Origin of the sequence: Mycobacterium sp. KBS0706 (genome assembly GCF_005938675.2) — a bacterium.
GTDB lineage: Bacteria > Pseudomonadota > Alphaproteobacteria > DSM-16000 > Inquilinaceae > Inquilinus.
The window spans coordinates 20,588-45,322 of sequence record NZ_VCCH02000068.1 but is presented as its reverse complement, the minus strand read 5'-3'; the positions used below and the strand labels follow the sequence as shown (position 1 = coordinate 45,322).

19 protein-coding genes and 1 pseudogene are annotated in these 24,735 nt (G+C 65.0%); 4 read left to right on the top strand and 16 right to left on the bottom strand.

Annotated elements, in window-relative coordinates:
* Positions 1 to 68 precede the first annotated feature (68 nt).
* The 9 genes and pseudogenes from FFK22_RS29165 to FFK22_RS29130 all read right to left on the bottom strand — a co-directional run bounded on the left by FFK22_RS29165 (position 69) and on the right by FFK22_RS29130 (position 10,673).
* A complete protein-coding gene (locus tag FFK22_RS29165; protein ID WP_138891305.1) occupies positions 69 to 1,361 on the bottom strand; it encodes a polysaccharide biosynthesis/export family protein in 1,293 nt (430 codons plus the stop codon).
* Between the two features lie 12 nt (positions 1,362 to 1,373).
* Positions 1,374 to 3,623, bottom strand: a complete 2,250-nt coding sequence (locus FFK22_RS29160; RefSeq protein ID WP_138891304.1) for a polysaccharide biosynthesis tyrosine autokinase — start codon at positions 3,621 to 3,623, stop codon at positions 1,374 to 1,376.
* Between the two features lie 42 nt (positions 3,624 to 3,665).
* Positions 3,666 to 4,490, bottom strand: a complete 825-nt coding sequence (locus FFK22_RS29155; RefSeq protein WP_221938944.1) for a response regulator transcription factor — start codon at positions 4,488 to 4,490, stop codon at positions 3,666 to 3,668.
* 508 nt (positions 4,491 to 4,998) lie between these two features.
* Complete coding sequence (gene galE, locus FFK22_RS29150) at positions 4,999 to 6,048, bottom strand: UDP-glucose 4-epimerase GalE (RefSeq protein ID WP_306770189.1); 1,050 nt, start codon at positions 6,046 to 6,048, stop codon at positions 4,999 to 5,001.
* Between the two features lie 86 nt (positions 6,049 to 6,134).
* Positions 6,135 to 6,470 carry a Crp/Fnr family transcriptional regulator gene (locus FFK22_RS44005; protein ID WP_221938942.1) on the bottom strand — a complete coding sequence of 112 codons (336 nt, stop codon included), beginning with the start codon at positions 6,468 to 6,470 and terminating at the stop codon, positions 6,135 to 6,137.
* Between the two features lie 72 nt (positions 6,471 to 6,542).
* Positions 6,543 to 6,881, bottom strand: a pseudogene (locus FFK22_RS44870) (cyclic nucleotide-binding domain-containing protein); the annotation flags it as partial.
* Between the two features lie 357 nt (positions 6,882 to 7,238).
* Positions 7,239 to 8,291, bottom strand: coding sequence for a GDP-L-fucose synthase (locus tag FFK22_RS29140; RefSeq protein WP_306770188.1), 1,053 nt, complete (start codon positions 8,289 to 8,291; stop codon positions 7,239 to 7,241).
* Positions 8,275 to 9,345 carry a GDP-mannose 4,6-dehydratase gene (gene gmd / locus FFK22_RS29135; RefSeq protein WP_138891302.1) on the bottom strand — a complete coding sequence of 357 codons (1,071 nt, stop codon included), beginning with the start codon at positions 9,343 to 9,345 and terminating at the stop codon, positions 8,275 to 8,277. The genes FFK22_RS29140 and gmd overlap by 17 nt, the downstream gene beginning before the upstream one ends.
* A 227-nt stretch (positions 9,346 to 9,572) precedes the next feature.
* Positions 9,573 to 10,673, bottom strand: coding sequence for a DegT/DnrJ/EryC1/StrS aminotransferase family protein (locus tag FFK22_RS29130; protein ID WP_138891301.1), 1,101 nt, complete (start codon positions 10,671 to 10,673; stop codon positions 9,573 to 9,575).
* A gap of 647 nt (positions 10,674 to 11,320) precedes the next feature.
* Here FFK22_RS29130 and FFK22_RS29125 point away from each other — a divergent pair.
* Genes FFK22_RS29125 through FFK22_RS29115 form a run of 3 tightly spaced genes read left to right on the top strand, consistent with a single transcriptional unit; the run spans position 11,321 to position 15,100 of the window.
* Positions 11,321 to 12,601: a glycosyltransferase family 4 protein gene (locus FFK22_RS29125; RefSeq protein ID WP_138891300.1), complete on the top strand. Its 1,281-nt coding sequence runs from the start codon at positions 11,321 to 11,323 to the stop codon at positions 12,599 to 12,601.
* Positions 12,598 to 13,848, top strand: a complete 1,251-nt coding sequence (locus tag FFK22_RS29120) for a glycosyltransferase family 4 protein (RefSeq protein ID WP_138891299.1) — start codon at positions 12,598 to 12,600, stop codon at positions 13,846 to 13,848. The genes FFK22_RS29125 and FFK22_RS29120 overlap by 4 nt, the downstream gene beginning before the upstream one ends.
* A 10-nt stretch (positions 13,849 to 13,858) precedes the next feature.
* Positions 13,859 to 15,100 (top strand): glycosyltransferase, encoded by a 1,242-nt coding sequence (locus tag FFK22_RS29115; RefSeq protein ID WP_186002718.1) that lies wholly within the window; start codon positions 13,859 to 13,861, stop codon positions 15,098 to 15,100.
* A gap of 84 nt (positions 15,101 to 15,184) precedes the next feature.
* On the opposite strand, the gene FFK22_RS29110 is transcribed toward FFK22_RS29115, so the two are convergent.
* From FFK22_RS29110 to FFK22_RS29085, 6 genes are all read right to left on the bottom strand, one after another.
* Positions 15,185 to 16,315: an NAD-dependent epimerase/dehydratase family protein gene (locus tag FFK22_RS29110; protein WP_138891297.1), complete on the bottom strand. Its 1,131-nt coding sequence runs from the start codon at positions 16,313 to 16,315 to the stop codon at positions 15,185 to 15,187.
* Between the two features lie 93 nt (positions 16,316 to 16,408).
* The gene (locus tag FFK22_RS29105) at positions 16,409 to 16,957 is read right to left on the bottom strand and encodes a serine O-acetyltransferase (RefSeq protein WP_186002717.1); all 549 of its coding nucleotides are present in this window, start codon (positions 16,955 to 16,957) and stop codon (positions 16,409 to 16,411) included.
* Positions 16,958 to 17,000: 43 nt separating this feature from the next.
* Positions 17,001 to 17,615 (bottom strand): putative colanic acid biosynthesis acetyltransferase, encoded by a 615-nt coding sequence (locus FFK22_RS29100; protein WP_138891295.1) that lies wholly within the window; start codon positions 17,613 to 17,615, stop codon positions 17,001 to 17,003.
* Complete coding sequence (locus tag FFK22_RS29095; RefSeq protein WP_138891294.1) at positions 17,612 to 18,895, bottom strand: hypothetical protein; 1,284 nt, start codon at positions 18,893 to 18,895, stop codon at positions 17,612 to 17,614. Before FFK22_RS29095 ends, FFK22_RS29100 begins: the two co-directional genes overlap by 4 nt.
* A gap of 39 nt (positions 18,896 to 18,934) precedes the next feature.
* On the bottom strand, positions 18,935 to 20,131 hold the full coding sequence (locus FFK22_RS29090) for a glycosyltransferase family 4 protein (protein WP_138891293.1): 1,197 nt from the start codon (positions 20,129 to 20,131) through the stop codon (positions 18,935 to 18,937).
* A complete protein-coding gene (locus tag FFK22_RS29085; RefSeq protein ID WP_138891292.1) occupies positions 20,128 to 21,216 on the bottom strand; it encodes an MraY family glycosyltransferase in 1,089 nt (362 codons plus the stop codon). The genes FFK22_RS29090 and FFK22_RS29085 overlap by 4 nt, the downstream gene beginning before the upstream one ends.
* Positions 21,217 to 21,616: 400 nt before the next feature.
* Here FFK22_RS29085 and FFK22_RS29080 point away from each other — a divergent pair, with 400 nt between their 5' ends.
* A complete protein-coding gene (locus FFK22_RS29080) occupies positions 21,617 to 24,133 on the top strand; it encodes a glycosyl hydrolase family 28-related protein (RefSeq protein WP_186002716.1) in 2,517 nt (838 codons plus the stop codon).
* 22 nt (positions 24,134 to 24,155) lie between these two features.
* Here FFK22_RS29080 and FFK22_RS29075 read toward each other — a convergent pair whose 3' ends face one another.
* The gene (locus tag FFK22_RS29075) at positions 24,156 to 24,698 is read right to left on the bottom strand and encodes a YdcF family protein (protein ID WP_143956887.1); all 543 of its coding nucleotides are present in this window, start codon (positions 24,696 to 24,698) and stop codon (positions 24,156 to 24,158) included.
* Positions 24,699 to 24,735: the final 37 nt, after the last annotated feature.

Below are 24,735 nucleotides of genomic sequence, written 5' to 3'. Positions count from 1 at the left end.
GGTGGAGTGAGGCTCTTTCGAAGGAGACACGCCGGCGGCAGCCAGGGCCGGCGTCGTGCGGCGGCCGGTCAGTTGAGGGTCAGTTGCGGGCCGAGCCGATCGATCTTCTGGCTGGCGCGCAGGATGTCCCCTGGCTGGATTTCCGTCCGCTCATTGGCGGTGATCTCCTGGTATCCGCCATCGACGAGACGGGTGATGGTGTAGGTCGTCGTCAAGGTCGCGACCGCGTCGGTGGCGGTCGTCATCGCCTTCTTGAGCTCCGAGAGGGTGTCGAGAAGCGAGCCCAGCTTCTGGTCGGCGCGAGCGATCTCGAGATCCGCCTCACGGATATCGGCAGCATCCTCGTCGTTCCGCTTGTTCCGCAGCTCGACGCGCCGCTGCTCGAGGTCCAGCAGGTTCTGGTGCGCGCGCGCGAGATAGGACTGCTGCTCCAGCATATCGCGCTGGGCCACCGAATAGCTGCGCTGCGTCTCGCGCAACCGCGTCAGCTGGGTCAGCTTCTGGTCGGCCAGGGTCTGCATCGCCTTCACGTCCTCGGCCAGCAAGGCCAGCTCGTCGTTGTGAAGCTTGACGGCCTGCTCCAGCGTCGTGATCTCCTGCTCGTAGCTGGGGCGCTGTGCCTGCAGCGCCAGGTCCTGGCTCTCGAATGAGTCCTTGCGCACCTTGAACAGGTTCTTCTCGCTCTGCACGATCCGGTTCAGCGCATCGACATCCTGAATGCCGTCATGCGTGGGCGGGACGAAGGAGAAATCGTCAGCCCCCTCCATCTCCGCCTGAAGCCGGGCACGACGAACCTGGAGGGAGAAACGAAGCAGTTGGGAATCGGTGTAGTCCTGCTCGGTGGAGATGAGCTGGAGCCGGCTGTTGTCCAGGGTCAATGTCGGCTGCTTGAATCCGCCGCCGACGGCGAGGAGTTCCAGCGCGATCATGCCCGGCCGATACGGATAAGGGCCGGGCTTCTCGACCTCCCCCAGGACGAAGACCGGCGCGTATTCCTCGATCGACACGCTGACGGCCTTGCCCGACGGGACATGCTCCTCCAGCTCGTCGCCGATCCGCTTGGCGATCTCGCTGGTGGTAAGCCCGCGGACATCGACATCACCGATAAGTGGATAGCCGATGGCTCCGCCGGGGCCGACGCGGAACCGGCCGGTGAGCGTCTCCTGCCCATAGACGCTGACCATCAGGATATCCCCGGGGCCGACATGGTAAGCTCCGTCGCCTGCCGTGGCAGGGGTCGCAATGCCCAGCCAGAGCAGAGCTGCGAACAGGCCAGACAGGACGCGCGCCCCGGTCCCGCGGCCCGAAGCCGGTCGCGAACATCCCGGGCCTGTCATCGTCATCTGGATTTCGGTGTTCATGAGCCGCCCCTTCTAGGCTTCTTTCACAAGGCCGATGCCCTGACCACGCACGTCCGGCGGACGCGGCTGGTCGATCTCGGGGGGCCATTGGGGGAGGAAACCGCTTTCGTAGCGAGACTGGCGGCCGGGAGGGACGCCGTTGAGGATGACGCCGGACACCGGGATCCCGCGGAAGGCGAGCTGCCGGACGGTGGTGGCCACGGCCTCGGTGTTCGTCCGGCCCCACCGCACGACCAGGATGACAGCGTCCGCCAATGCCCCAAGCTGTGCCGCGTCGGTCGAGGTCGAGGCCGGGGCAGTGTCGAGAATGATGAGATCGTATCGCTTCCTGAGCTTCGGCAGAGCCTCCCGCAGATAGGCCCCGCCGAGGACACAGTCGAGAGAGTCGCCGAACGATGCCGGGGCGATGAAATGCGCCTGGGAGCGCGGATCGACCTGGATCGCGTCCTCCAATGACTGCGCGGCGCCGCTGACGTCGGGAACCGGCAAGGCCGCGGGCGTTCCGAACTGGGCAGCGATGGCGGGCTTGCGGAGATCCGCGTCGACGACGATGGCCTTGAGCCCGGTCCTGGCCGCCGAACGCGCCAGCGAGACCGCCAGGCTGGTCTTGCCCTCGCCGGGATGCACCGACGTGAACATCAGGACCTGTGCGCGTCGGGTCGCCGGGGCCAGCTGGAGCGTCGATCGCAGGGCACGGATGGCCTCGCTGAAGGCGGATCGGGGCTGGTCCACCACGAATGCCGACACGGCTGCCGGGCGCTTCACCCTGCGAATCCGGGGGACGAGATCGATCACCGGGAGGCCGATCATCTTCTCCAGATCGTCCGGGGACCGGACCCGGTCGTCGAGGCTCTCACGCAGCAATGCGAGACCGAAGCCTAAGCCGAGCCCGGCGAGAAGGCCCAGCCCGGCATAGGGAACGAGCTTCGGGCTCGCCGGCATGGATGGCGGCTCGGCCTTGGAGACCATGCGGGCCTCCCGGACGGCGTAACCCTCCTGCTCGATGGTTTGTTTGTAGCGGTTGAGATAGGTCTCGTAGATCGTGCGATCGGCAGTGGCTTCGCGCTCGAGCTGGTTGAGCTGCACCCGGGCATTGCTGGTCTTGGTGAGATCGGCCTCGGCCTCCTGGAAAGCGGCCTGCAGCGCGTTTTCCTTGCGCCGGGCGACGTCCAGCTCGTTGTCGAGGCTCTTGAGGACGCGCTGCACCTCGCCGGCGATCTGCTGCTTGAGCGATTCCAGCTGAGACTTGAGGGAGGGGAGTTGGCTGCTCTTGACGGCGCCCGTGTCCTGCAACTCGGACAGGCCGCGCTCGACCTTCGCCTGCTCGGCCCGAAGCGCCTGGATCGTCGCGGAACCAAGGACCTGGGCGAAATTGTCCAACCCGCCTTCGCTCTGCGACAGCGCCTTCGCGGTTTCGAGGCGGGCCTCGGCATCGGCCCGGCTGGACCGCGCCTGGACCAGCTCGATGTTGAGGGCATTGATCCGCTGGGTCTCGAGCGTCTGGCCATCGGATTCGATGAGCCCGGCGTCGCGACGGAAGCGTTCGGCTGCCGCCTCGGATGTCTCGAGCCGCTGCCGCAGGTCGTCAAGCTTCGCGCCAAGCCATTCGCTCGCCTGCCGGGTGGCCTCCGACTGGACCGAGGCCTGGTAGGAGAGATAGGCCTCGCCGAACGCATTGGCCACAGCCGCCGAGAATTCGGGATCCCCGGATGTGTAGGAGATGAAGATCGTATAGGACCGGCCGTCGTTGCTCACCTGGACATTGTCAAGCAGGCGATCGATCATATCGCGCCGCGTCGGCCCCTCCGCCGCATCGGATTGCGGCTCCGCCGGGTCTGGGGCGGGCTCCTCGACGAGGGTCCGCCACCCGTCTCCGATCCAACGTTCGATCTTATCCCGGGAAGTCTCGACCAGGGGCGGCGCGATATCGGCCGGCTGATATCCCGTGTGCTCGAGGATGTCGATCACGCGATCGGCCATCGTTCGGGATGAGATGACGTCGAGTTCGGTGCGGAGAACAGGGCTGTCCTGCGGCAGAGGAGAGACCACGGCGTCCGCCGGCAGAACCTGGACGCGCCGGACGTCGAGCGCGATGACGACCTCCGCAACATAATGTGGCTGCGCCTGCATGTAGAGAAAGGTGGAGATCATCATCGCGGCGGCCACCGGGATCCAAATGGCCCATTTCCGCCGGCGCAGGATTCGTAGATATTCCTGCGCCCCCCGCATGTGATGACTGGAATTCGCAGCGATCTCTATCATTCTCGCCCACCAAAGCCTAAAATAATTCTAGTTCAATAAAAACTACATAGATCTATCCGAACCCCCTCCCCTCGGCATCATGTCATTTATCTTGTAGGCCACCTCAGTTCGGTTCTTAGCCTTGAGTTTCTTCATGATATTTCGAATGTGCACCTTTACCGTGCTCTCGCAGAGATTGAGCTCGTAGGCGATGATTTTATTGGCTTTGCCCCGACGCAGTGCATCGGCCACCGCCGCCTGACGCGCGGTGAAGAGGCCATTCATGCCGCTGCTCTGGGTCGGCTTCTCGCCAGACAGATGCTGTTGAAAGGAGACAAGGCTACTGGCCGGAACAAAAATGCCGCCGGCGCGCGCGAGGCGGACCGCCTCTATGGCAACGTCGAGGCCCACACTGGTCGGAATATAGCCACGAGCACCATATTCCAAAATCTTCATGACGTGCACCATATCTTCCACGTCGCCGATGACGATCGTCGGAATGGCCGAGAATTCCGATGCCAAAGACCTGACCGCTTCCACAACCTCAGGGTCTGCCGCATTTCGCCACCCGATATTGAGCAGAATTGCTGACACCCGGTCATGGAGCTCCGACATGCTTATCCAATCTTCGATACTGGAAAAGGCGGATGCCTCCAGATTTGGATTTCTGGATCGAAATCCTCGTATCAGACATTCCAGTTCGAGCTTGCGATAGTCGATCACCGCCAAGTGGATGTTGCTGGAGCTTTCAGAGATCATCGGACTGCTCGCAGCATGATCTTTGGTCCCAGCCGCTTCGTGCAGATCGTAGAGCATCGGTTTTGTTTCCGCCGACCCCAAGTAGTTCTTGGTGGCTCCGTTGGCAGAAAATTCCAGGTTGTACGACATATTATTTCCCCGCTGGTGGAAGGCTATTTCCGGCCCTCAGAGCGATATTGCGTCAAGTTTTATGCAAATTTTTTCTTGTCGTTGTCTTGGCAACTCTCCGCCGCCCCCACTCACTTCCTCAGGGGTTGCCAATCGAAACTGGCACATCCCCCAATTACATTTAATCTTTCTTAGTATATTTTGGATCTCCCCTATCCAGGAGCCGAGTTCTCTCCGGATCAGGGTTACCATAAAGCATAGTATACGCTTCGGCTGCTTTGGGAATTAACCTAAATTAGGCGACCGGTACTCCTTTGGAGGAACCCTCGCAAAAGGCATTTCTCAACATATATCAAGCGACCTGAGTCCGGATGCTGTGGATCTGCCGATTGCACGATGGCGAAAGCGAAAGGAGGACACCCGGCTCCCCATCCGGCGGCCGCGCTCGGGCCTGGTTAGAGGATCGACGGGTCGGACCCGACCGGAATGTGGTAGCCCCCGCAGCTTCTGCAGCAATCCAGCCCACCATCTAATACACTTGGCGACCACCGATCAGGCTGCCTTCGGCGCCCGATGGCGCTGCCAAGCTGGGCGAATCGAAGCCGTCCGGGTGGCGGGCATGCCACGACCATGCCGATTGGATGATCGTTGGCAGGTCGCTGTGCCGAGGCCTCCAGCCCAGTTCGCGCTGCAGCTTTCCGGAATCGGCAACAAGGCTGGCCGGATCCCCGGCGCGGCGCGGCCGGATCATCGTCGGGATGTCGCGGCCAGTCACCCTTTCTGCGATCTCGATGACCTCGCACACGCTGTATCCCGTGCCCGATCCAACATTGTATGTCAGCCCTCCCGAGGACCGCAGTGCAATCAGAGCCCTGACATGGGCGTCGGCGAGGTCGAGGACATGGACATAGTCCCGGATGCAGGTTCCATCGGGCGTCGGATAGTCATCTCCGAAAATGTCGATATGCGACCGGCGCCGCAGCGCAACCTGGAGGACCAGCGGGATGAGATGCGTCTCCGGACGGTGATCCTCGCCGAGGTTCCCGCCGAACTGGGCGCCGGCGGCATTGAAGTATCTCAGGATGGCGGTGCGTATCCCGTGGCTGCGCTCGGCCCAGAACAGGATCCGCTCGCACATATGCTTGGATTCGCCATAGGGGTTGCCGGGCGAAACCGGCAGGCTCTCATCGATATCCGAACCATCCCGACTGTCAAATATACTTGCAGTCGAGGACAGGATAAAGGCACGCGTGCCGTGGTCGACGGCAGCCTGCAGGACATTCGAAAGTGTACCGATGTTGTATTGTATGTAGTCGATGGGACGAGCGTTCGACTCGCCGACCAACGTCCTGGCGGCGAAATGCATGATCACGTCGTATCGATGCTCCGCAAACACCCTGTTGATCGAACCGGCGTCCCGCAGATCGGCAAGAACGAAGGATGCAGAAGGCGGCACGGCTGCCCGATGGCCGGTGGAGAGGTCGTCGACAACCGTGACACGGAAGCCAAGGTCGCAGAGCAGCCAGGAGACATGGCTTCCGACGAAGCCGGCGCCTCCCGTGACCAGGATGGTCTCCACCGGATTGATCGCCCGACGCCTCATCATCCAACTCCCACCTGTGGAAACGCACTGGGCGGCACGCCCTAGCGCCGATTCACCCCGCCTCAGTTGCTGAAGATCTTGCGCGACGATGCGCGCCCGCTTCCGAGATAAGCGGCATCGAACTGAGCCAACTCGATGAGGCCGGTCCGGTCGAGAAACTCGACTTCCGAGTTCCGGAATACGACGAGCCCGAGTTGCCGCAGGCTCCTCAGCACGCGATTGACGTGAATGGCCGTCAACCCGAGAGCATTGGCCAGGTCGTGCTGGGTGAGCGGACAGAAAAATCCCGATGAATCGCCCTGGCCGATGAATTCCAGCCGCACGGACAATTCGAGCAACAGATGAGCCACGCGGGCCGCGGCGGATCTACGCCCCAGCGTGATCAGACGCTCCGCCACAATGGAGCCTCCGAGGCTGGCGCTCCAGAGGATTGCCCCACCAAGTCGCGGGCACTGCCTGGACACCGCCAGCAGCGATTGTGATGAGATCGACGCGGCTACGACCCGCGTTATGCTGGCAAAATTAAGGCCAGGTCCACTCACAAAAACGCTCTCCAGACCGCAGAAGTCCCCAGGCAGAACGAAATCCACTATCTGCCTCAACCCGTTGGGAAGATCTTTGAACGAGTAACCCCACCCCTTACTTATAATAAGAATCTGATTTCTCCGATCTGTCTCTTCTATCATCTCCATTCGGGCTGGATAACTCTGAGTATTCGTCAGGATTTTTCTCGCGGCAAGAGATTCCGATGGCGACGGCGTGATATACCGACCGATCTTTAACAAAAAGGCCTCGTCCACTATAGGCATCTGCGTTACCCTTGCCCAATTCAGGAGAAAAAACGATCCTCCTTCTCAAGTATTTTACAATATAGCATAATATGCATTAATATTGACATCCAAGGCGCCACTCCGAAATAATAATTTTAAAGCAACACCTCTGCTCTCTTTTGCCTTCTTGCAAGCGACCACAGGGCCGCCGTTCCGGGCATCTCGATTACTCCGTCGCCACGACACATACGCACAAACTGCATATTTATCATATTTAATTTTAATTAAGTTAGATTTAATCGCGCCCGCCGCGACCGAATTTGAATCGGGCTGTTGCGTCTCACCCTCCCGAACCCACCCACGGGCGATTGGCCATACCGGGATCACCCGATCGTGCTAACCGAAGACCAGGGCGTTGGATGCCTGGCCCGAGGGACCCGGCTTTTGTTGGTGCCCGTCATCACAATCATCATCATCCGTTCGCGGTGGTGCTTGTTCGAGCCACCAGCGATAGGTGTCCCGAATCCCGCCTTCCAGATCGATTCCGGATCGCCAGCCCAGCTGCGCGATCCGCTCGATGTCGAGCAGCTTCCGCGGAGTGCCGTCCGGCCGGCGTTCGTCGAAGGCGAAGGTCCCCTGATAGCCGACCACCTCCGCAATGACCTTGGCGAGCTCGGCCACGGAGATGTCCGCCCCTGTTCCGATATTGATCGGCGTCGAGGCCTCGTACTGCCGCATGGCGATGATGCAGGCATCGGCAAGATCGTCGACATGCAGGAACTCGCGCCGGGGCCGCCCCGATCCCCAGATCTCGACGCTCGCCAGGCCACGGATCTTCGCCTCGTGGATCCGACGAATCAGCGCCGGCAGCACATGCGAGGTTTCCAGATCGAAATTGTCGTTGGGACCATACAGGTTGGTCGGCATCGCCGAGATGAAGCGGCAGCCATATTGCCGGGCGTAGCACTCCACCATCTTCACCCCGGCGATCTTGGCGATGGCATAGGGTTCATTGGTCTTCTCGAGCGCTCCGGTGAGGAGCTGGTCCTCCCGGATCGGCTGGGCCGTGTCGCGCGGATAGATGCAGCTCGACCCAAGATACAGCAGCTTTTCGACACCGGTCCGATAGGCCGCGTGGATGACATTGGCGCCGATCATCAGATTCTCGTAGAGGAACTCGGCCGGGTAGGTCGCATTCGCGATGATCCCGCCGACCCGCGCCGCGGCGGCGAAGACAATCTCCGGCCGCTCCCGGCGCATCCAGTCCTCCGTGGCCGCCTGGCTGGTCAGGTCGACCTCGGCCCGGTCGACGAAGAGCAGCGTGCAGTCCTCCCGCGCCAGACGGCGGACAAGGGCCGAACCCACCATACCCCGGTGACCGCTGACCCAGACGCGCTTGCCGCGCAGGTCGAGAGGCGGCCGGCCGACATCGTCATTGGTAGCGGTCATTTCGCCCGGCCTCGCGCATCACGGCAATCATGTCTGAATTCACCATCTCCGCGACCAGATCGCCGAACGAGGTGGTGTGGCTCCAGCCCAGCTTCTCCCGGGCCTTCGCCGGGTTGCCGAGCAGGAGGTCGACCTCGGTCGGGCGGAAGTATCGCGGATCGATCTCGATCAGCGGTACGCCGGTCCTGGCGTCGAGGCCTTTTTCGTCGATGCCCGTCCCGGTCCATTCGATGTCGCGGCCCGCCACCCGGAAGGCGAGTTCGACGAATTCGCGCACGGTGTGGGTCTCGCCTGTGGCGAGTACATAGTCCTCGGGCGTGTCCTGTTGGACGATGCGCCATATCCCTTCGACGAAGTCCCGCGCGTGCCCCCAATCGCGCCGCGCGTCCAGATTGCCGAGATACAGGCATTTCTGGAGATCGCGCTCGATCGCGGCGACCGCCCGCGTGATCTTCCGCGTGACGAAGGTCTCCCCCCGGATCGGGCTCTCGTGGTTGAACAGGATCCCGTTCGAGGCATGGAAACCATAAGCCTCGCGGTAGTTCACGGTCATCCAATAGGCATAGAGCTTGGCGATCGCGTAGGGGCTGCGGGGATAGAACGGAGTCAGCTCGTCCTGTGGGACCGCCTGGACCCGTCCGAACAACTCCGAGGTCGAGGCCTGATAGAAGCGGCATCGGTCGCCGAGCTTGAGGATCCGCAGCGCCTCGAGCAGCCGCATCGTGCCGAGGGCATCGGCGTTCGAGGTGTATTCCGGGGTCTCGAAGCTGACCTGGACATGGCTCTGCGCACCGAGATTGTAGATTTCATCCGGCATCACATCCTGGATGATGCGGCAGAGATTGGTCGAATCGGTGAGATCGCCGTAGTGGACATGGAAACGCACGGCATCGCTGTGCGGGTCCTGATAAAGATGATCGATTCTCTGAGTATTAAAGGAGGAAGATCGCCGCTTAATTCCATGGACAATATAATTTTTTGACAGAAGAAGCTCCGCTAGATATGCCCCATCCTGACCGGTAACACCAACAATCAAGGCGATCTTCTCTGGCATTTTCAACTCCGCAGATCATCGCAATCCAAATATGATTTATTTGGAATTTGCATTGCAATTTATGCTGATTGACGGAAATCAGCATCCTATACAAAAGGGTGAGGGCCTCCATCTATGCAGGGCATGGCCTCATTCTCACTTCAGGGGTGTGCCGTGGATCGCTCGACAGAGCCTGGGATGCGGCCCACCTTCGAAGGAAGGTGCAACGGCTGATGGGCCGAAGCGCCTCATGGTCGGCAGAGCTCATTCACCGCCCGTGCGATCCGCTCCACCGCGGCAGCGGACAGTTCGGGGTAGATCGGCAATGAGAGGGTCTGTGCCGATAGCGCTTCGGAGACGGGCAATCGGCCAGGCCCATAACCGACAGCCGCGTAGGCGGGCTGCAGGTGGACCGGGAGCGGGTAGTGGATGGCAGTGGCAATGCCGGCCTGCTCCAGCCGCGAGCGTACGAGGTTCCGTTCAGCGATCCGAATGGCGTAGATCTGGTAGGCGTGGTCGCCGCCGTCGGGCCATGCCGGTCTCTGGATGGCCGCCCCCTCGAACGCCTGGTCATAGAATGATGCGATCCGTCGTCGCGCGTGGATCCATTCATCCAGATAGCGGAGCTTGGCGGCAAGAACGGCGGCCTGAAGCGCATCCATGCGATAGTTGAAGCCCTGGCGAATGTGATTGTTCTTGCTGCCCTGGCCCATGTCCCGCAGGCACCGGATCGTATCGGCAAGATCAGGCCGGTCCGTGACGACCGCGCCGCCATCGCCGGCCCCCGATAGAATTTTGCCGGGATAGAAGCTGAAGCAGCCCATGTCGCCGAAGGTTCCCGCGGCGACGCTGCCGCGTTCCGCCCCATGCGCCTGCGCGGCATCCTCGATCACCCAGAGCCGGTGACGCCGTGCGATCGGCAGGATCCTGTCCATGTCCGCGAGGCGGCCGTGCAGGTGGACCGGGACGATCGCCTTGGTGGCCGGGGTCAGCGCCGGCTCGATTGCCGACGGGTCCATCGTCCAGGTCTGCGGATCGATGTCGACGAAGACAGGCCTTGCTCCGGCATAGAGGATGGCCGCGGTGGTCGCGACATAGGCGGCGGAAACCGTTATCACCTCGTCGCCCGGCCCGATGCCGGCCGCGAGCAGGGCGACGTGCAATGCCGAGACGCCGGCGTTGACGGCAATGGCCTCGCGAGCCCCGCAACGGGCGGCGAAGGCATCCTCGAACTCGGCGATGGCAGGATTCGTGCTGCAGTCGCCGCTTCGGACGACGTCGAGGATCGCGCGCTCGACCTCAGCTCCGATGCTGCGGTGCTGTGCTGCCGGATCCAGGAACGGGATCATGCCCCCTCGGGGCTGTCGCTGCAATCGAACGACCGGTCGTGCCGATCCATGAGGATATATCATCCCAACCTGGTCGTGAGGCGCGGGTAAAGACTCTTGATGCATCGGAAGGATTGGCTCCGCGCCTCTCGTTCCCACCTTGCCGGGGGAAGCTTCAATCTGTACTGCCTCATTATTATGTTATGCGCTTCAGAGTCCTGAATTTTGCAATCCTCATCGACAATTGCGGCGGCGCAGGCTCTGAGGTTGAGCTCAGGATACAGATCTCGACCCGAAGCAAGAGGCTGGCAAAGAGAGATAGAGCCGATCGGTAAAAGCGATCAGCCAATGGGGGCGGCACCTCCATCCGGATAGTCCCACTGGCGGCAAACTCCTTACCGGCCTGCCGGCGCCTACGACCAGTGGAGGGAATCGTCCCGTTTAGAGCGGTACCAGTACCGCCTTTGCCCTGCTTGTTGGGTCAGGGAGGCCTCCTACAATGGTGTCCGGGCCAACCTCCAGATTCGGTTCGATCGATCATCACAGAGCGGGAAACACGCTGCGCCGTGGCGTTTCCCGGCACGACATCGTCGCTGACCACCACCGGCGACAACACTCATTGCTCGACGGCCTGACGCCTCATTCAACGATCCGTGAGCGACGGACAGATGAAAATCATTCTGGCGAACCGCTATTTGTATCCAGACGAGTCGGCGACCAGCCGGATGACATCCAGCCTGGCGTTCGCGCTCGCCCGCAAAGGCTTTGCTGTACACGGCCTGACCAGCAGGACGTTTCACAATGATCGCGACAGGCATTTGCCGCCCCGCGAGGTGACGAACGGCATCACCATCCATCGCCTGGCGACGTCCGGCTTCGGCCGCGACCGGCTCTGGGGCCGCGCACTCGACTATTTCACCTTCCATCTGAGCGCCGCGCTGTGGGTGCTTTGGCACGCACAGGCGGGGGATGTCTGCGTGGTGTGCACCGATCCCCCGCTCCTCTCCGTCACCCTTGCCCTCCTCCTCAGGCTGAAGCGGGCCCGGATGGTGAATTGGCTGCACGACCTTTTTCCCGAGGTCGCGCTGGAACTGTCCGTCGTCAGGAGGGGCCGGGCCGAGCGGATGGCGCTGGCCTTGCGCGACTGGTCGCTCCGCAGAGCAGCCTGCAATGTCGCCCCGATCGCTCAAATGGCCCGTTTTCTCGAGCGCCGCCGGATTCCCGCCGAGCGTCTCGCCGTCGTGCATCACTGGTCCGACGGCGCGGCGATCCGGCCAATTCCGCGCGAGGCGAATCCGCTTCGCCAGGACTGGCGACTGGGGAACGCCTTCATCGTCGGCTACTCGGGCAATTTCGGGCGTGCGCACGAGTTCAACACCATCCTCGGCGCCGCCGCGCAGCTGAAGCATCGGGACGACATCCGCTTCCTGTTCATCGGCGGTGGGCACAAGCGGGCGGCCATCGAAGCGGAGATCCGGGCGCGAGGGCTGGACAACGTCATTCTCAAGCCGCTGCAGCCGCGCGAGCTGCTGGCTGAGAGCCTCGGCCTGGCGGATATCCATCTGGTATCGCTTTTGCCTCCGCTCGAGCCCTTCGTCATCCCCAGCAAGTTCTACGGCATCCTGGCCGCCGGCCGGCCGACCCTTTTTGTCGGCGATCCGGATGGCGAGATCGGGGGCATCCTGCAGCGACACCGCTGTGGACATGCCGTTGCCATCGGCGACAGCGAAACGCTGGCCCGCCATATCCTCGAGCTGCGGGAATCGCCCGAGCGGCTGACCGAGCTGGCGGTGAATGCCCGGCGGCTTTTCGAGACCGACTACACCGAACGCCGGGGGTGCTGCGAATGGACCAAGCTTCTGTCGCGCTTTCTGCCGTCGGCCACCAACGCCGTAGCATCCCAGACGACCGAGAGCGCGATTCCCGCCGACGAAAGGAGCCGGCCATGAACGCGCGCGTGGTCGTCAGCCAGCTCGGCGCCCGCATGGACTATGCCGTGCCGCGCATCCTGAACGCGCACGGCATGCTGGAGCACTTCTACACCGACATCTGCGCGACCGTGGGGTGGCCGAGCGTCGTCGGTCACGTCCCGCCGCGATTCCTGCCGGCCGGGATCCGGCGGCTCGCCGGGCGGAAGCCATCCGGCATTCCGTCGCAGCGGATGACATGCTTCAACGGCCTCGGCCTCTCCTACGCGCTGCGCCGCATGCGCGCGAGCGGGCCTTCCGACGAGATGCGAGCGGCGCTCGATGCGGGCCGGCGCCTGTCCGAGCTCGTCGTCAGCCATGGCTTCGGCCAGGCCAGCGGCTTCTACGGCTTCGTCCGCGAGTGCCTGGAGCAGCTCCAGGCGGCGCGATCCCACGGCCTGTGGACGGCGGTCGAGCAGAACATCGCCGCACGGGAGACCGTCGACCGCCTGGCACGGGAGGAACAGGAGAGATTCCCGACCTGGGAGACGCACGCCGCACAGACGCCGTTCGCGGAAGCCTTGGCGTTTGGCGATCGCGAAAAAGCCGAATGGGCTGAGGCGGACATGATCGTCTGCCCCTCCGACTTCGTCCGGCAGACGGTGGCGGAGAGCGGCGGTCCGGTCGAACGCTGTATCGTCGTTCCCTATGGCGTCGATACCCGGTTCCAGATCCCGGTGCGCAATCGGCAACGTGGGCCGCTGCGGGTCCTGACCATCGGCGCGGTAGGGCTGCGCAAGGGCTCGCCCTACATCCTCGAGGCAGCCAGGCAGATGCGGGGACAGGCGGTCTTCCGCATGGTCGGGTCCGGCGCGATCCCGCCGGCGGCACGCGCCGGCCTGGAGGGGATCGTCGAGCTCACGGGCCCCATCCCCCGGCTGGAGATCATTGCCCAATATGCCTGGGCCGACGTCTTCTTGCTGCCGTCGCTGTGCGAGGGATCGGCCACGGTCACCTATGAAGCCCTGGCCGCCGGTCTCCCCGTTGTCACCACTCCCAATTCCGGAAGCGTCGTCCGGGATGGCACGGACGGGTTCGTCGTGCCCATCCGCGATGCGGACGCCATCGTCCGCGCCCTCCAGCTGCTGGATCAGGACCGCGCCCGGCTTTTCGAGATGTCGCACAACGCCAGATTCCGCGCCCAGGACTTCGACCTGCCGGCCTATGGGCGGCGCCTCTGCGACGCGCTTGACCAGGCCCGCGCCATACCGGCCGCCCGCACTCTCTAGAAGGTTCGCCATGCTCCATCGACGCATCCGGCTGCAGCCCGATCGGCCCGCCGCCGCTCAGCCCAGCCAGGCTCCCGGCCGAATCAAGGTTGCCCATCTGATGCCCACGGTCTCGCTGTCCGACGGTGGGCCTCCCACGGCTCTCCGGTTGCTGTGTGACGCGACGCAGCGATCGCCGGCGATTTCGCTCGAGGTCTTCGCGCTCGAGCGCGACGCCGAAGTCGATCGACAGGGTTGGGGGGATGTCCCCATCCATCTAGCACCCGTCCGGGGCCCTAAGAGCTTCGGCTATTCCCGAAGCCTGCAAGCCGCGCTGCGCGAGAGCGACGCGGATCTGCTGCATGTTCACGGGCTATGGATGTACACGTCGATCGTAGCGGTGCAGTGGGCCGCGCATACCCGCAAGCCCTACCTGCTCAGCCCGCACGGCATGCTCGATCCCTGGGCCCTGGCGAACCGTGGCTGGAAGAAGCGGATCGCCATGCGCCTCTATGAGGATGCCCATCTGCGGGGCGCATCCTGCCTGCACGCGCTTTGCGACTCGGAAGCCCAGTCGATCCGGGCGCTGGGATTGACGGCGCCGATCTGCCGCATCCCGAATGGCGCCATCCTGCCCGACGGCGTGCCCCCGCAACCGGAATGGAGGAAGCGCCTGCCCGCAGATGCGCGCATCCTGCTGTATCTCGGCCGGCTCACGCCGAAGAAGGGGCCAGGGCCGCTGATCCGGGCGTGGGCCGGTCTCCGGCCGACGGCTCCGGCATCGTCACCCTGGCATCTCGTCTTTGTCGGAGGCGGTCCCGAAGCCTATTGCGCGGAGATCGAGGCGCTGGCCGTGAGCCTGGGAGTCGGCGAAACCGTGCACTTCGTCGGTCCGCAGTACGGCCCGGACAAGGCGGCGGCCCTCGCCTCGGCCGATGCCTTCATCCTGCCGTCGTTCAGCGAAGGCATGCCCAACGCCGCGCTGGAGGCCTGGGCCCACGGCCTGCCGTCGCTCCTGACCCCGCAATGCAACCTGCCGGAGGGCTTCGAGCATGGGGCTGCGCTCTCCATAGATCCGAACGAATCGGCGATTGCGAACGGGATCCGGCGGCTGATGGGCATGACCGATGCCGAACGCAGGGCGATGGGCGGGCGCGGGCGCGCCCTGGTCGCAAACCGGTTCTCCTGGCCGGTGGTCTCTTCACAATTCGAGGCGGTTTATCGCTGGCTGCTCGGCTTTCAGGCGCAACCCGACATCGTCGATGCCGTCTGACCTGTCCGGGCCAGCGCGAGTGACGAGGCGTGCGCCGCCGGCGCACGCCGGGTCTCCGCCCGCCGTGGCAGGCAGGACTTGCCCTCAGGCCGCGTCGATATCGACCACGGCCGCAACCGGCCTGGAGACCGGTGCCTTGGGCTTGCGAAGCGACCTCGCCGCCGGCCGGCGAAGGCGGGCATTCGCGCTCCGCGCCGCCGGTTCGGAGCCGCTCTGATACTCCCGAAACCAGTCGATGAAAGCGCGCACTCCGGTATCCACCCGGGTCTGCGGGACATAGCCGGTCAGTGCCGCGAGCAGGTCGGGCGAGGCGAAGGTCCGGGGCACGTCCCCGGGCTGCATCGGCAGCATGCGCCGGATCAGCTGCACCCCAAGATGCCGCCCGATCGTGTCGATGAAGGGCAGCAGCCCGACGGGAGCCCCACCACCGATGTTGACAATCCGGAACGGCGCGATCGGCGACAGGCTGTCCCGGCCCCCGTCGAAAACGACGGGCCGTCCCTTGACCGGCACGACGTCGGCGAGACGCGCCATGGCTTCGACGAGATCGTCCACATAGGTGAAATCTCGCTCCATGCGGCCCTCGCCATAGACGTCGATCGCCTCGCCCTTCAGCGCTGCCGACACGAACTTGAACAGCGCCATGTCCGGGCGCCCCCAGGGGCCATAGACCGTGAAGAAGCGGACGACCGTGGTCGGGATGTCGTGGAGGTGCGAGTAAGCATGCGCCATGGCCTCCACCGCCTTCTTGGAAGCGGCGTAGAGGGTCATCGGCTCATCCGTGCCGTCGGTCTCGGTGAACGGGATCTTCGCGTTCGCGCCGTAGACCGAGCTGGTCGAGGCCACGATCAGGTGCCGGACATCGAGCTCGCGGACGACCTCCAGCAGGTTGAAGGAGCCGATGAGGTTGGAATCGACATAGGCGCGCGGATTCTCCAGGCTGTAGCGGACACCGGCCTGTGCTGCCAGGTGGATGACGATATCCGGCGCCGCGTCGCGGGCCGCCTGCCGAAGCCGGCCGGCATCCTCGAGCAGGCCGATCACCGGCCGGAACCGTGGGTTCTCGGTCAGGAGGGCATGGCGGCGCTCCTTCAGGCTCACGTCGTAATAGGGGGTCAGCCCGTCATAGCCGACGACGGAAGCGCCCTGGGCGAGCAGCAGGCGAGCGAGGTGGAAGCCGATGAAGCCAGCCGTGCCGGTGACGAAGTATCGCATTCGAGACACCCTCCGCTCTAACGGACTTGTTCTGGGGCGGCCAAGCACACCGGGAGGTCGAGGAGCCGACATCGCGACAGGCGTGTTCGATCCCTATTTCCTGGAGGCCTGAAGGCCCCTGCCCCCTCGGGCCAGGGTCGGGCCGGACCGCAGCACACGCGCGGGAACCCCTCCGGCGACGCATCCGGCGGGGATGTCGGACCGCACCAGCGACAGGGCCCCGATCAATGCATTGCGACCGACGGTGATGTCGCCGATGATGACCGCGTTCGCGCAGATCACGGCTTCGTCCTCGACGGTTGGATAGGCATCGCCGTTCGGCTTGCCGGCCCCGAGGGTGACATTCTGATAGATGACCACGCGGCTCCCGATCCGGACGCCCTGGCCGATCACGACACCGACGGCATGCGGCATGCCGAGCCCCGGCCCGATCGTAGCGCTGGGCTCGATATAGCACTGGGTCAGCAGGATGCTCAGCCGGTTGAGGATCGCTCCGGCCGCGGCGCCCACCCGCCCCAGCTTCATCAGGCGGTGGCAGAATCGGTGGTTCGCGATTGCGAAGAAGCCGGGGTGGTAGAAATACGCCATCACGCCGCGCAGCCGCCCGGACCGGCCGGTGTTGGCCTTGAGATCTGCCGCCAATGTCCGCCAGAGATCCGACATCGTGCCCTCGCCGCCAGCTGAATCAGGATCCGGGGCGCGACCGGGCCAGGCCGCCGCCCGAGCATTCCTGCGGGGGTGGAAACCGCGTCCGGGCCCGGATCAGGCGGGCGGGATTGCCGGCGTGGATCGTCCAGGCATCGAGATCCCGGAAGGCCACGCCCCGGGCACCGAGAACCGCGCCCTCCCCGACAGTCACGCCAGGGCCGACGAAGGCCTCGGCCGCCACCCAGGCCTGGGGGTTGACGATGATCGGCCGCGCACGCAGCGGAAACCGAGCGTCGTCGACGTCATGCGTGCCGGTGCACAGATGAGCGCCCTGCGACACCATGGCGAAGTCGCCGATCGTGATCGGGGCGACGTTGTAGCAGGTCGCGCGCGGGGCAATGACGGCATGTCGTCCCACCGTCAGGTGGGGTGGCCACCAGATCGCCGTCTGGCCGTAGACCCGCGCCGTCGGATCGATCCGCGCGCCGAAGGCCACCAGCACCAGGCGCCGCCACCGGTGGAACGGCCGCGGCGTCCAGGCGGCGAGCAGGCCCCAGCAGACCGACCAGGCGAAGCGGCGCAGCCGATCGCCCAGGGCGAAGGTCGGCCCGCCGAGCAACGGCTCGAGACGCGACGCGTCGAGACTCTTCATGACGCTTTCTCCGGTGCGGCAACGATCGATGGCCGCGCGGCCGACGTCCGGACCCGCGCATAGAGCAGGAACGGTATGAGGAACGCCGCCATGTGAACTCCCTCGGAGAGGACCCATTGGGTGTAGTGCGAGATCGAGTTCATCGCCGGCACCGCCAGCAGCATGTAAAACATCTGCGGCGCGGTATGGCCGGCCATCGCCGCGCCGTAGAGCCGGCTCATCACATAGGCGATGACGAAGAATTTGAAGGCGCCGAACCACCAGAATGACGCGAAGGCGTCGGTCATTCCGGTCTCGGACGTGCCGGTCGGCCGGTCATAGCTGCGGTCGATCTGGTCCTCTTCCATTCCGACATACAGCGATTCCTTCAGCGCCGGTCCGACCAGCTGCTGCGGGACATAATTCCAGACGAGGGTATCCCAATGGATCGAACCGAAATCGAACGCCATGTTCCGTTCCATGGAGTTGATCCTCAGGATGGCATTGCGCATCTCCGGGCCGCCCTTGGACAGCATCTGCTCGAACTTCTCGAGGGGTGAGATCTCAGACAGCCGCGACAGCGTCGGGTGATCGTTGCTGAGGCGGTTCATCTCGCGATATTCATGCGTCGCGCTTGCCGCCACCGTGCCCACGATGATCCAGCTCAGGAAAAGGAGATGCGGGATGGCCCAACGCCGCTGGAACCAGAGGGCCATGGCGACCATCAGGACCAGCTGGGTCGTCTCGCTGCGCTTCCCGGTCATCACGATGCGCTCGAGATAGAACGCCATGTCGACCATGAGGATGAACAAGGCGGGCCAGGACGGCCGCACGAAAAAGCACAGCAGCGCAACGCAAAGGCCATAGCGCAGAAGCTTGGAGAAGAAGAACAGCACCACGTTCCCGCCGGTGAACATCGTGTACACGGCTTGGTCGATCGGAATCTCGGCGAGCTTGCGATAGAAGTAGGCTCCAATCGCCGACAGCACCGCCGCGACGATCAGGAGCCGCTTCTCGTCGAACCGCCACTGGTAGGCCCGCATCACCGGCCGGTTGGGCATCCAGCCCAGCGGGATCATCGCCATGCATAGGATCGTGAAGATGATGGCGTGCTGATAGGACCCCGGCGGCAGGAACGGATCGTTGGCCAGGCCCGGAAGCTGCGGCAGGATAAAGGAGAAGGTCATGGTCCCGGCCAGGAACGGATATTCGTAGATCTTGCCGGGCCGGGTCCCTGCGGCGAGCAGCATCCATACGATGAGGCCGACCAGCAGCCAGGTGACGATCCAGTTCATGGCCATGGCGGGTTCATGGCCGCGGATCGATCTGCACTGACATCGTCATGCCTGGCGTTCCCGCAGCGTGCGGAGGGCGTTCTTCAGCGATGTCGGCAGATAGGTTCGAAGGCCCGGCTTCAGCCCGGGCGGCAGCCGCCAGCCGGCAAGGCCAAGCGGCGCGGCGACGGCGGGCTGCGAGTACCGCAAGCCGTCGATCAGATCGCGATAGCGCTCGGACATGACGCCGACGCTGAACCGCTCGCGCGCCTTCTGGCTCGCCCTGGCGGACATCTCCGCAAGGGCCGGCCTGTCCTCGGCGAGCCGGACGATCGCCCGGGCCGCGGCGCGCGTGTCGCCAATGGGGAAGAGGAAGCCGTTGACGCCGTCTTCGATCGCCATGTCCGTGACGCCCTGGAGATGGGACGCGACCGGCACGCACCCCGCGGCCATGGCCTCGACCAGCGTCACCGGAAAGCCTTCGAAACGCGAAGGCATCAGGAGCACGTCATGCTCGGCCAGGAGCGTCCCGACGAGGTTGGGCGCCACGGCACCGCGGAACTGGACGCGGCCGCCGAGCCCCGCGCACCGCGATTTCAGCCGGGCGAGATCGGGACCGTCGCCGGCCACCGTCAGAGTGGCGGAAGGCGGGAGGTCGCGAAAGATCCGCGGCAGCCAGAAAACGCCTTTGGCCTGGTCCTCGACCCGCCCGAGATAGAGCAGGCGAAGGCTTCTCTGCGACCGCATAGGGCGCCGCGACACCACCCCTGCCAGATCGATTCCGTTCGGAATCGTGACCGTCCAGTCGCGATTGAAGCCATATCGCAGCACCAGATCGGCCTGGATCCGCGACGAGACCCCGACCGTCGCATGGACATGGTCGCGGATCGCTCGGGCTGCGGCATAGGTTCCCGGCGTGATGTTGTGAACGACCATGATCCGGAGGATGCGCGGATCGAGGTAGCGGACGGCGTTGGTCTGCACGCGATCGGCCAGCACGTTCACGAACACGCCATCGAACCCCGCCTCGATCGCGGTCACCATGGCCCGCGTCCGCGCATAGTCGCCGTCCCCGGGGCGCCCGACCGTGCTGCCGAGCCCCATTTCCGCGCTGAACATCGGATTTTCCGCCGCCGCCTCGGCCTTCGGGCCGCAGCCCAGCCAGCGCAGATCGATCCCGGCGCTGGCGAGGCCCGTGCGCAGATGCCGGAACACGGAATAGGTGCCGCCGATATGGGGAAAGCCGAAATAGGCGAGCTTCATCCGAGGCGCTCCTGCGTGGAGGCGGCCGGCCGGAGCAGACGCGCCCGCCGGACCGACGTCCAGACGAAGAGGGAATGGACGGCGACCGGAAGCAGCAGGCCGATGGTGAGCAGCTGGTCGGAGACCGCGTAGACGGTCCCGACATAGGCGATCGCGCCGAACAGGATGGACAGGCCGACGATCACGCCGGTCGTGGCGGCGTGGGTCAGGCCCCGCTCCAGGATCAGATGGTGCAGGTGCCAGCGATCGGGAGAGAACGGGCTGCGGCCGGCATGCAGCCGGCGGATCATCAGGCTGAGCGTGTCGACCACCGGGATGACGCAGACCCAGAGGAGGACGGGGAACGGGACCGTCGGCTGCGTCCCGGAGGACAGGTCGACGATGAAATAGGCGATGGCGGCGCCGAGCATCGTGCTGCCGGCATCGCCCATGAACACTAGCGCGCGCGGCCGCCAGCGATGCCGCATGTTGAAGACCAGGAAGCCCAGGACCACGGCCAGCAGCAGGAACAGCTGCGTGATCTCCTCGCCGCGTCCGAGGAAGGAGGCCATCAGCGCCAGCCAGAACAGCGCCGAGGCGGCGGCCCCGCCGGCGAGCCCGTCGAGCCCGTCGATCATGTTGAAGGCGTTGGTCAGCCCGACCACGAACAGGACGGTGACGCAGAAGACGAGGGACGGCAGGATCGGGTCGGCGGCGACATCCTGGACGTCCAGGAAGGCGCTGCCGAAATTGCCGATCATGTGCCCGCCGAAGGCCACCATGGCGATCGCCGCCATGGCCTGGGCGATCAGCCGCAACAGCGGGCGCAGGTTCAGGCGATCGTCCACGGCGCCGACAGCGACGAGGACCGCGAGTGCGCCGATGAAGGACCAGGGAGCCCGCAGCGGCGGGGCCAGCACCAATGTCCCGATGACATAGGCCGCGAACATCGCCAGGCCGCCGCAGACCGGGATCACGCCCTCATGCGCCTTGCGTGCGGTCGGATGATCGACGAACCCCAATCGCGGGGCGATCCGTTGCATCCAGACGACCAGCACCACGGCGAGGAGAAATCCGTTCAACAAATGGGCGGCTAGAGTCGGCACCGCGCCCCCCTTTCATGAAATCGCAGTGTTCGAAGCGCGCCGGAACAGCGCAGAAAGGCTGGATGAAATGGCGATCGCCAGGTCGTCCTCGCCGACTCTATGCAGCGGGCCCAGCCCGTTCGATCTGGACAATGTGGTGGCCCGCTCTATCCGGAAGGCGAATTCGGATGCCTCGCGGGTAGTCTTTGGGTGCAGGGGACGACGAAGCCCTTCGACCGGTCGGGCGAGGTCGGCCTGCGGCCATGCCGCGCTCGCCGCGGACCCTCGTCTTCCGCAGGAGACCGGCCCGTTCAAAGGACAACTGGCGGAGACCTGCGGGATGGCTACCGTAGATGGCCCCGGGCGGAAGCGATGCGTCATCCGTCGACCGATCGAAACGAGCCGGCTTGACCGAGGGCTGATGACGATGCTGACAGGCTTGACAAGATCCGTCGGCGGTGCGCTGGCCCGCCGGGTCGGCAGCGCCCGTGCTTATCTGATCGAATCCTCGCTTCTGGCAGCTCTGCTCATCATCGCATCGGCCGGCTTCGCTCTGGCAGACAACCAGACTCCCGGCCCGGCCGTGCCTGCGGATTTCGGCTTCCCGGTCCCCGATCCGGAACCGGCCCTGCCCGCCGGGTTCGATGCCTTCGAGCCGCCGCGGCTGGTCCTGTCGGCGAATGCGCCCGCCATCGCCGAGGCCTCGAAAACGGCGGGTCCGGACGAGACGATCGTGCTGAGCGGGATCGGGTTCCGGAGCAATGCCGGGATCCGCGTGTTCTCGCAGGCCGGCGGGGCCGGCCCGACCCTGACCGCCGGTATTCCGCCGGGCGCGGCCGACGGGCTTGCCGCCGCCTTTCTGCTGCCGCACGACCTGCCCCCCTGGTCGATGTATCTCGTCTGGCCCTCGAGCGCGAAGGGCGTCGGAGCCCCCATCGCCCTCAACCGAACCGAGTCCTGGTGGGCGGGCCCGCGGCCGACGCAGCCGGGCGGAACCGCATCGCTCTATGGTCGAAACCTCAGCCGCGGCAACGGAACGGCCGAGGGCTCGATCTATCTGAAGCCGGGCGGCCGCTCGGCCGGCCGGTGGGTCCAGGTCACGGCCGTCAGCCCCTACCGGATTGATTTCGTGGTCCCTGCGGACCTGCCGGACGGCAACTACGAGATCTGGGCGCACAACGGCCATGGCGGCCGGTTCGGCTGGAGCGGCCCGATTGCCCTCACCCTGGCGCCGTCACCCTGGGCGGGCCAGGCGGCCCGCGTCTTCGACGTGCGGGACCGGGGGGCGAAGGGTGACGGCCTGACGGATGACACCGCGAGCATCCAGGCCACGCTGGATCTCGCGCGCGCCCACGCCCCGGCCACGGTCCGGTTCCCGGCGGGCGTCTACATGATCGGCCGCAGCCTCGTGCCGCCGAACGGGGTCGCCTGGGTCGGCGACGGGCCCGACCGATCCATCATCCGAGCCGTGCCGGCACCGTCCGACAAAGCACCGGATCCGCGGACCGACGCCCTGCTCTATGCCGAGGGGGAAAAGGCCGGAAACAACGTCGCGATCTCCGATCTCGGCCTGGAGCTGCCCGAGCGTCACGGCGACGATCCCGATTTCGCGGCGGTCTATCTCCGCTTCGTGAACCATCTGCGGCTGGACCGCGTCGGCATCCGCGCCGCAACCTCCGGCTACTTCAACGTCGACGGGTCGCAGGACGTGCGCGTGGCGGAGTCCGACTTCGTCGGCAGCCGCGGCACCCTGGGCACGGCGCAGCAGGTCTTCGTCGAGAACAGCCGCTTCCGTCTCACCTACCGGGCCCGGGCCGCAATCCTGGCCCGGGGCGGCGAGGAGATCTCGATCACCGGCAACCACGCGGAGGATCTCGATTCCTCGCGTCCGGAGGGAACCGCGGAGGGCCGCTTCTTCGTTTCCCAGGGCCACAATCGCGGGACCAGGGACATCTTCATCTCGGAGAACACCACCACGAACATGGCTCCCCCCACGCCGGCTTGGACCGATTTCGATCCCAACACCGGCGAGCAGGTCCTGTTCGAGCAGTTCGGAACCGCAGGGTTCGAATCCGTTCTCTCGGCCGGCCCCGACACGGCGACGCTGGCGCCGAACGGCACCGATCCGGAGGCTGACGAGATCGAGGTCGGCAACGACGTGATGATCGTGGCCGGCCGCGGTGTCGGCCAGCACCGGCGCATCGTCGGCTACGACCGGCCGGGACGGACGCTGCGCCTCGAGCGGCCCTGGGCGCTGGTGCCGGATGCCGGCAGCACGCTGGTGGTGGCCAATGCGGCCGTGCACGCCGTGGTCTACCGCAACAGGCTGGACGGAAAGTCCTTCTACGCCACCGAGGACACGGCGTCCTGCGGAGTCCAGTTCTATGGAAATTCGGCGGACATCGTGGTCGATGGCAACGTCATGACCCGCATGCGCGGCGGGGTCGAGCTCTGGGCCCTGGGCCACGGGGCGCTGAACCCCGTCTTCTTCAACCTCGTCGTGAACAACGAGATCGACGATTCCTATGACGGCCTCGTCGCCTACACCAAGTACCTGAAGACGGAGAAGGACGGCGCGATCGGCCATCTCGGCAATGTCTTCCGCAACAACCGCGGCGACCGGCTGACCCATGCCGGCATCAATGTGGTGACCTGGCAAGGCTACGAGGCCGGCGCGTATGTCATGGAGGTGTTCGAGCGCAACCGCTTCGCCGACGCCTATGGCGGCGTCATGATCGGGACCGATCCGCAGGCCAAATCCATCAAGCCCGAACAACCAACCCCGATCACCGGGATGGTCTTCCACGGCAACGACTTCGCCCGGGGCTCGGCTCGCTATACGGGATCGCGCGGCAGGGTCTGGCCGGGAGCCGCGACGGTGATCGACGCCGACAACTCCTTCAAGGGCTTCGAGGTCGAGGCGGTCACCCGTCGCTGATCCGGGGCCGGACGGCGCCTGTTCAGAACGACGCCACGCCGTACCGGACGGAGTACCAGCCGATCTTGGCGTATTCGGCGAGCACCGAGAGCCCGTGGTGGTTGCTGAGCATCTGGCGATAGGATTCGCCGCGCTCGACCGGCACCGACATCCACTCCACCTGCGGCAGGACCTGCCGGAAGCAGGCGATCGCCCGGCGGGTGTGGAACCAGCTGGTGACCAGGATGGCGCGCCGCGCCCCCATCGCCGTCAGCAACGGCGCGGAGAACATCGCGTTCTCCCAGGTGCTGCGCGCTGCGCATTCGGTCTGGATCACATCCTGCGGTACCCCCTCCTTCACCATGTACGCCCGGATGTTCTCGCAATCGCCGATGCCGGTGACGAGAACCTTCGGCGCCGCACCCTCCCGATAGAGACCGGCCGCCTGCCACGCCCGGGCCGGCCCGTCGCCACCGAGGACAACGATCACATCGGCGGCTTCAATGGGAGTCCGGACGACGAGCAGCGGCTCGGACGCCTTGAAGGCGGCGGCGACGGCGGCGCCGCTGACGAGCACGGCCACCATGATCGCCACGGAGACGCGGCGGATCCGTCTGAATCGA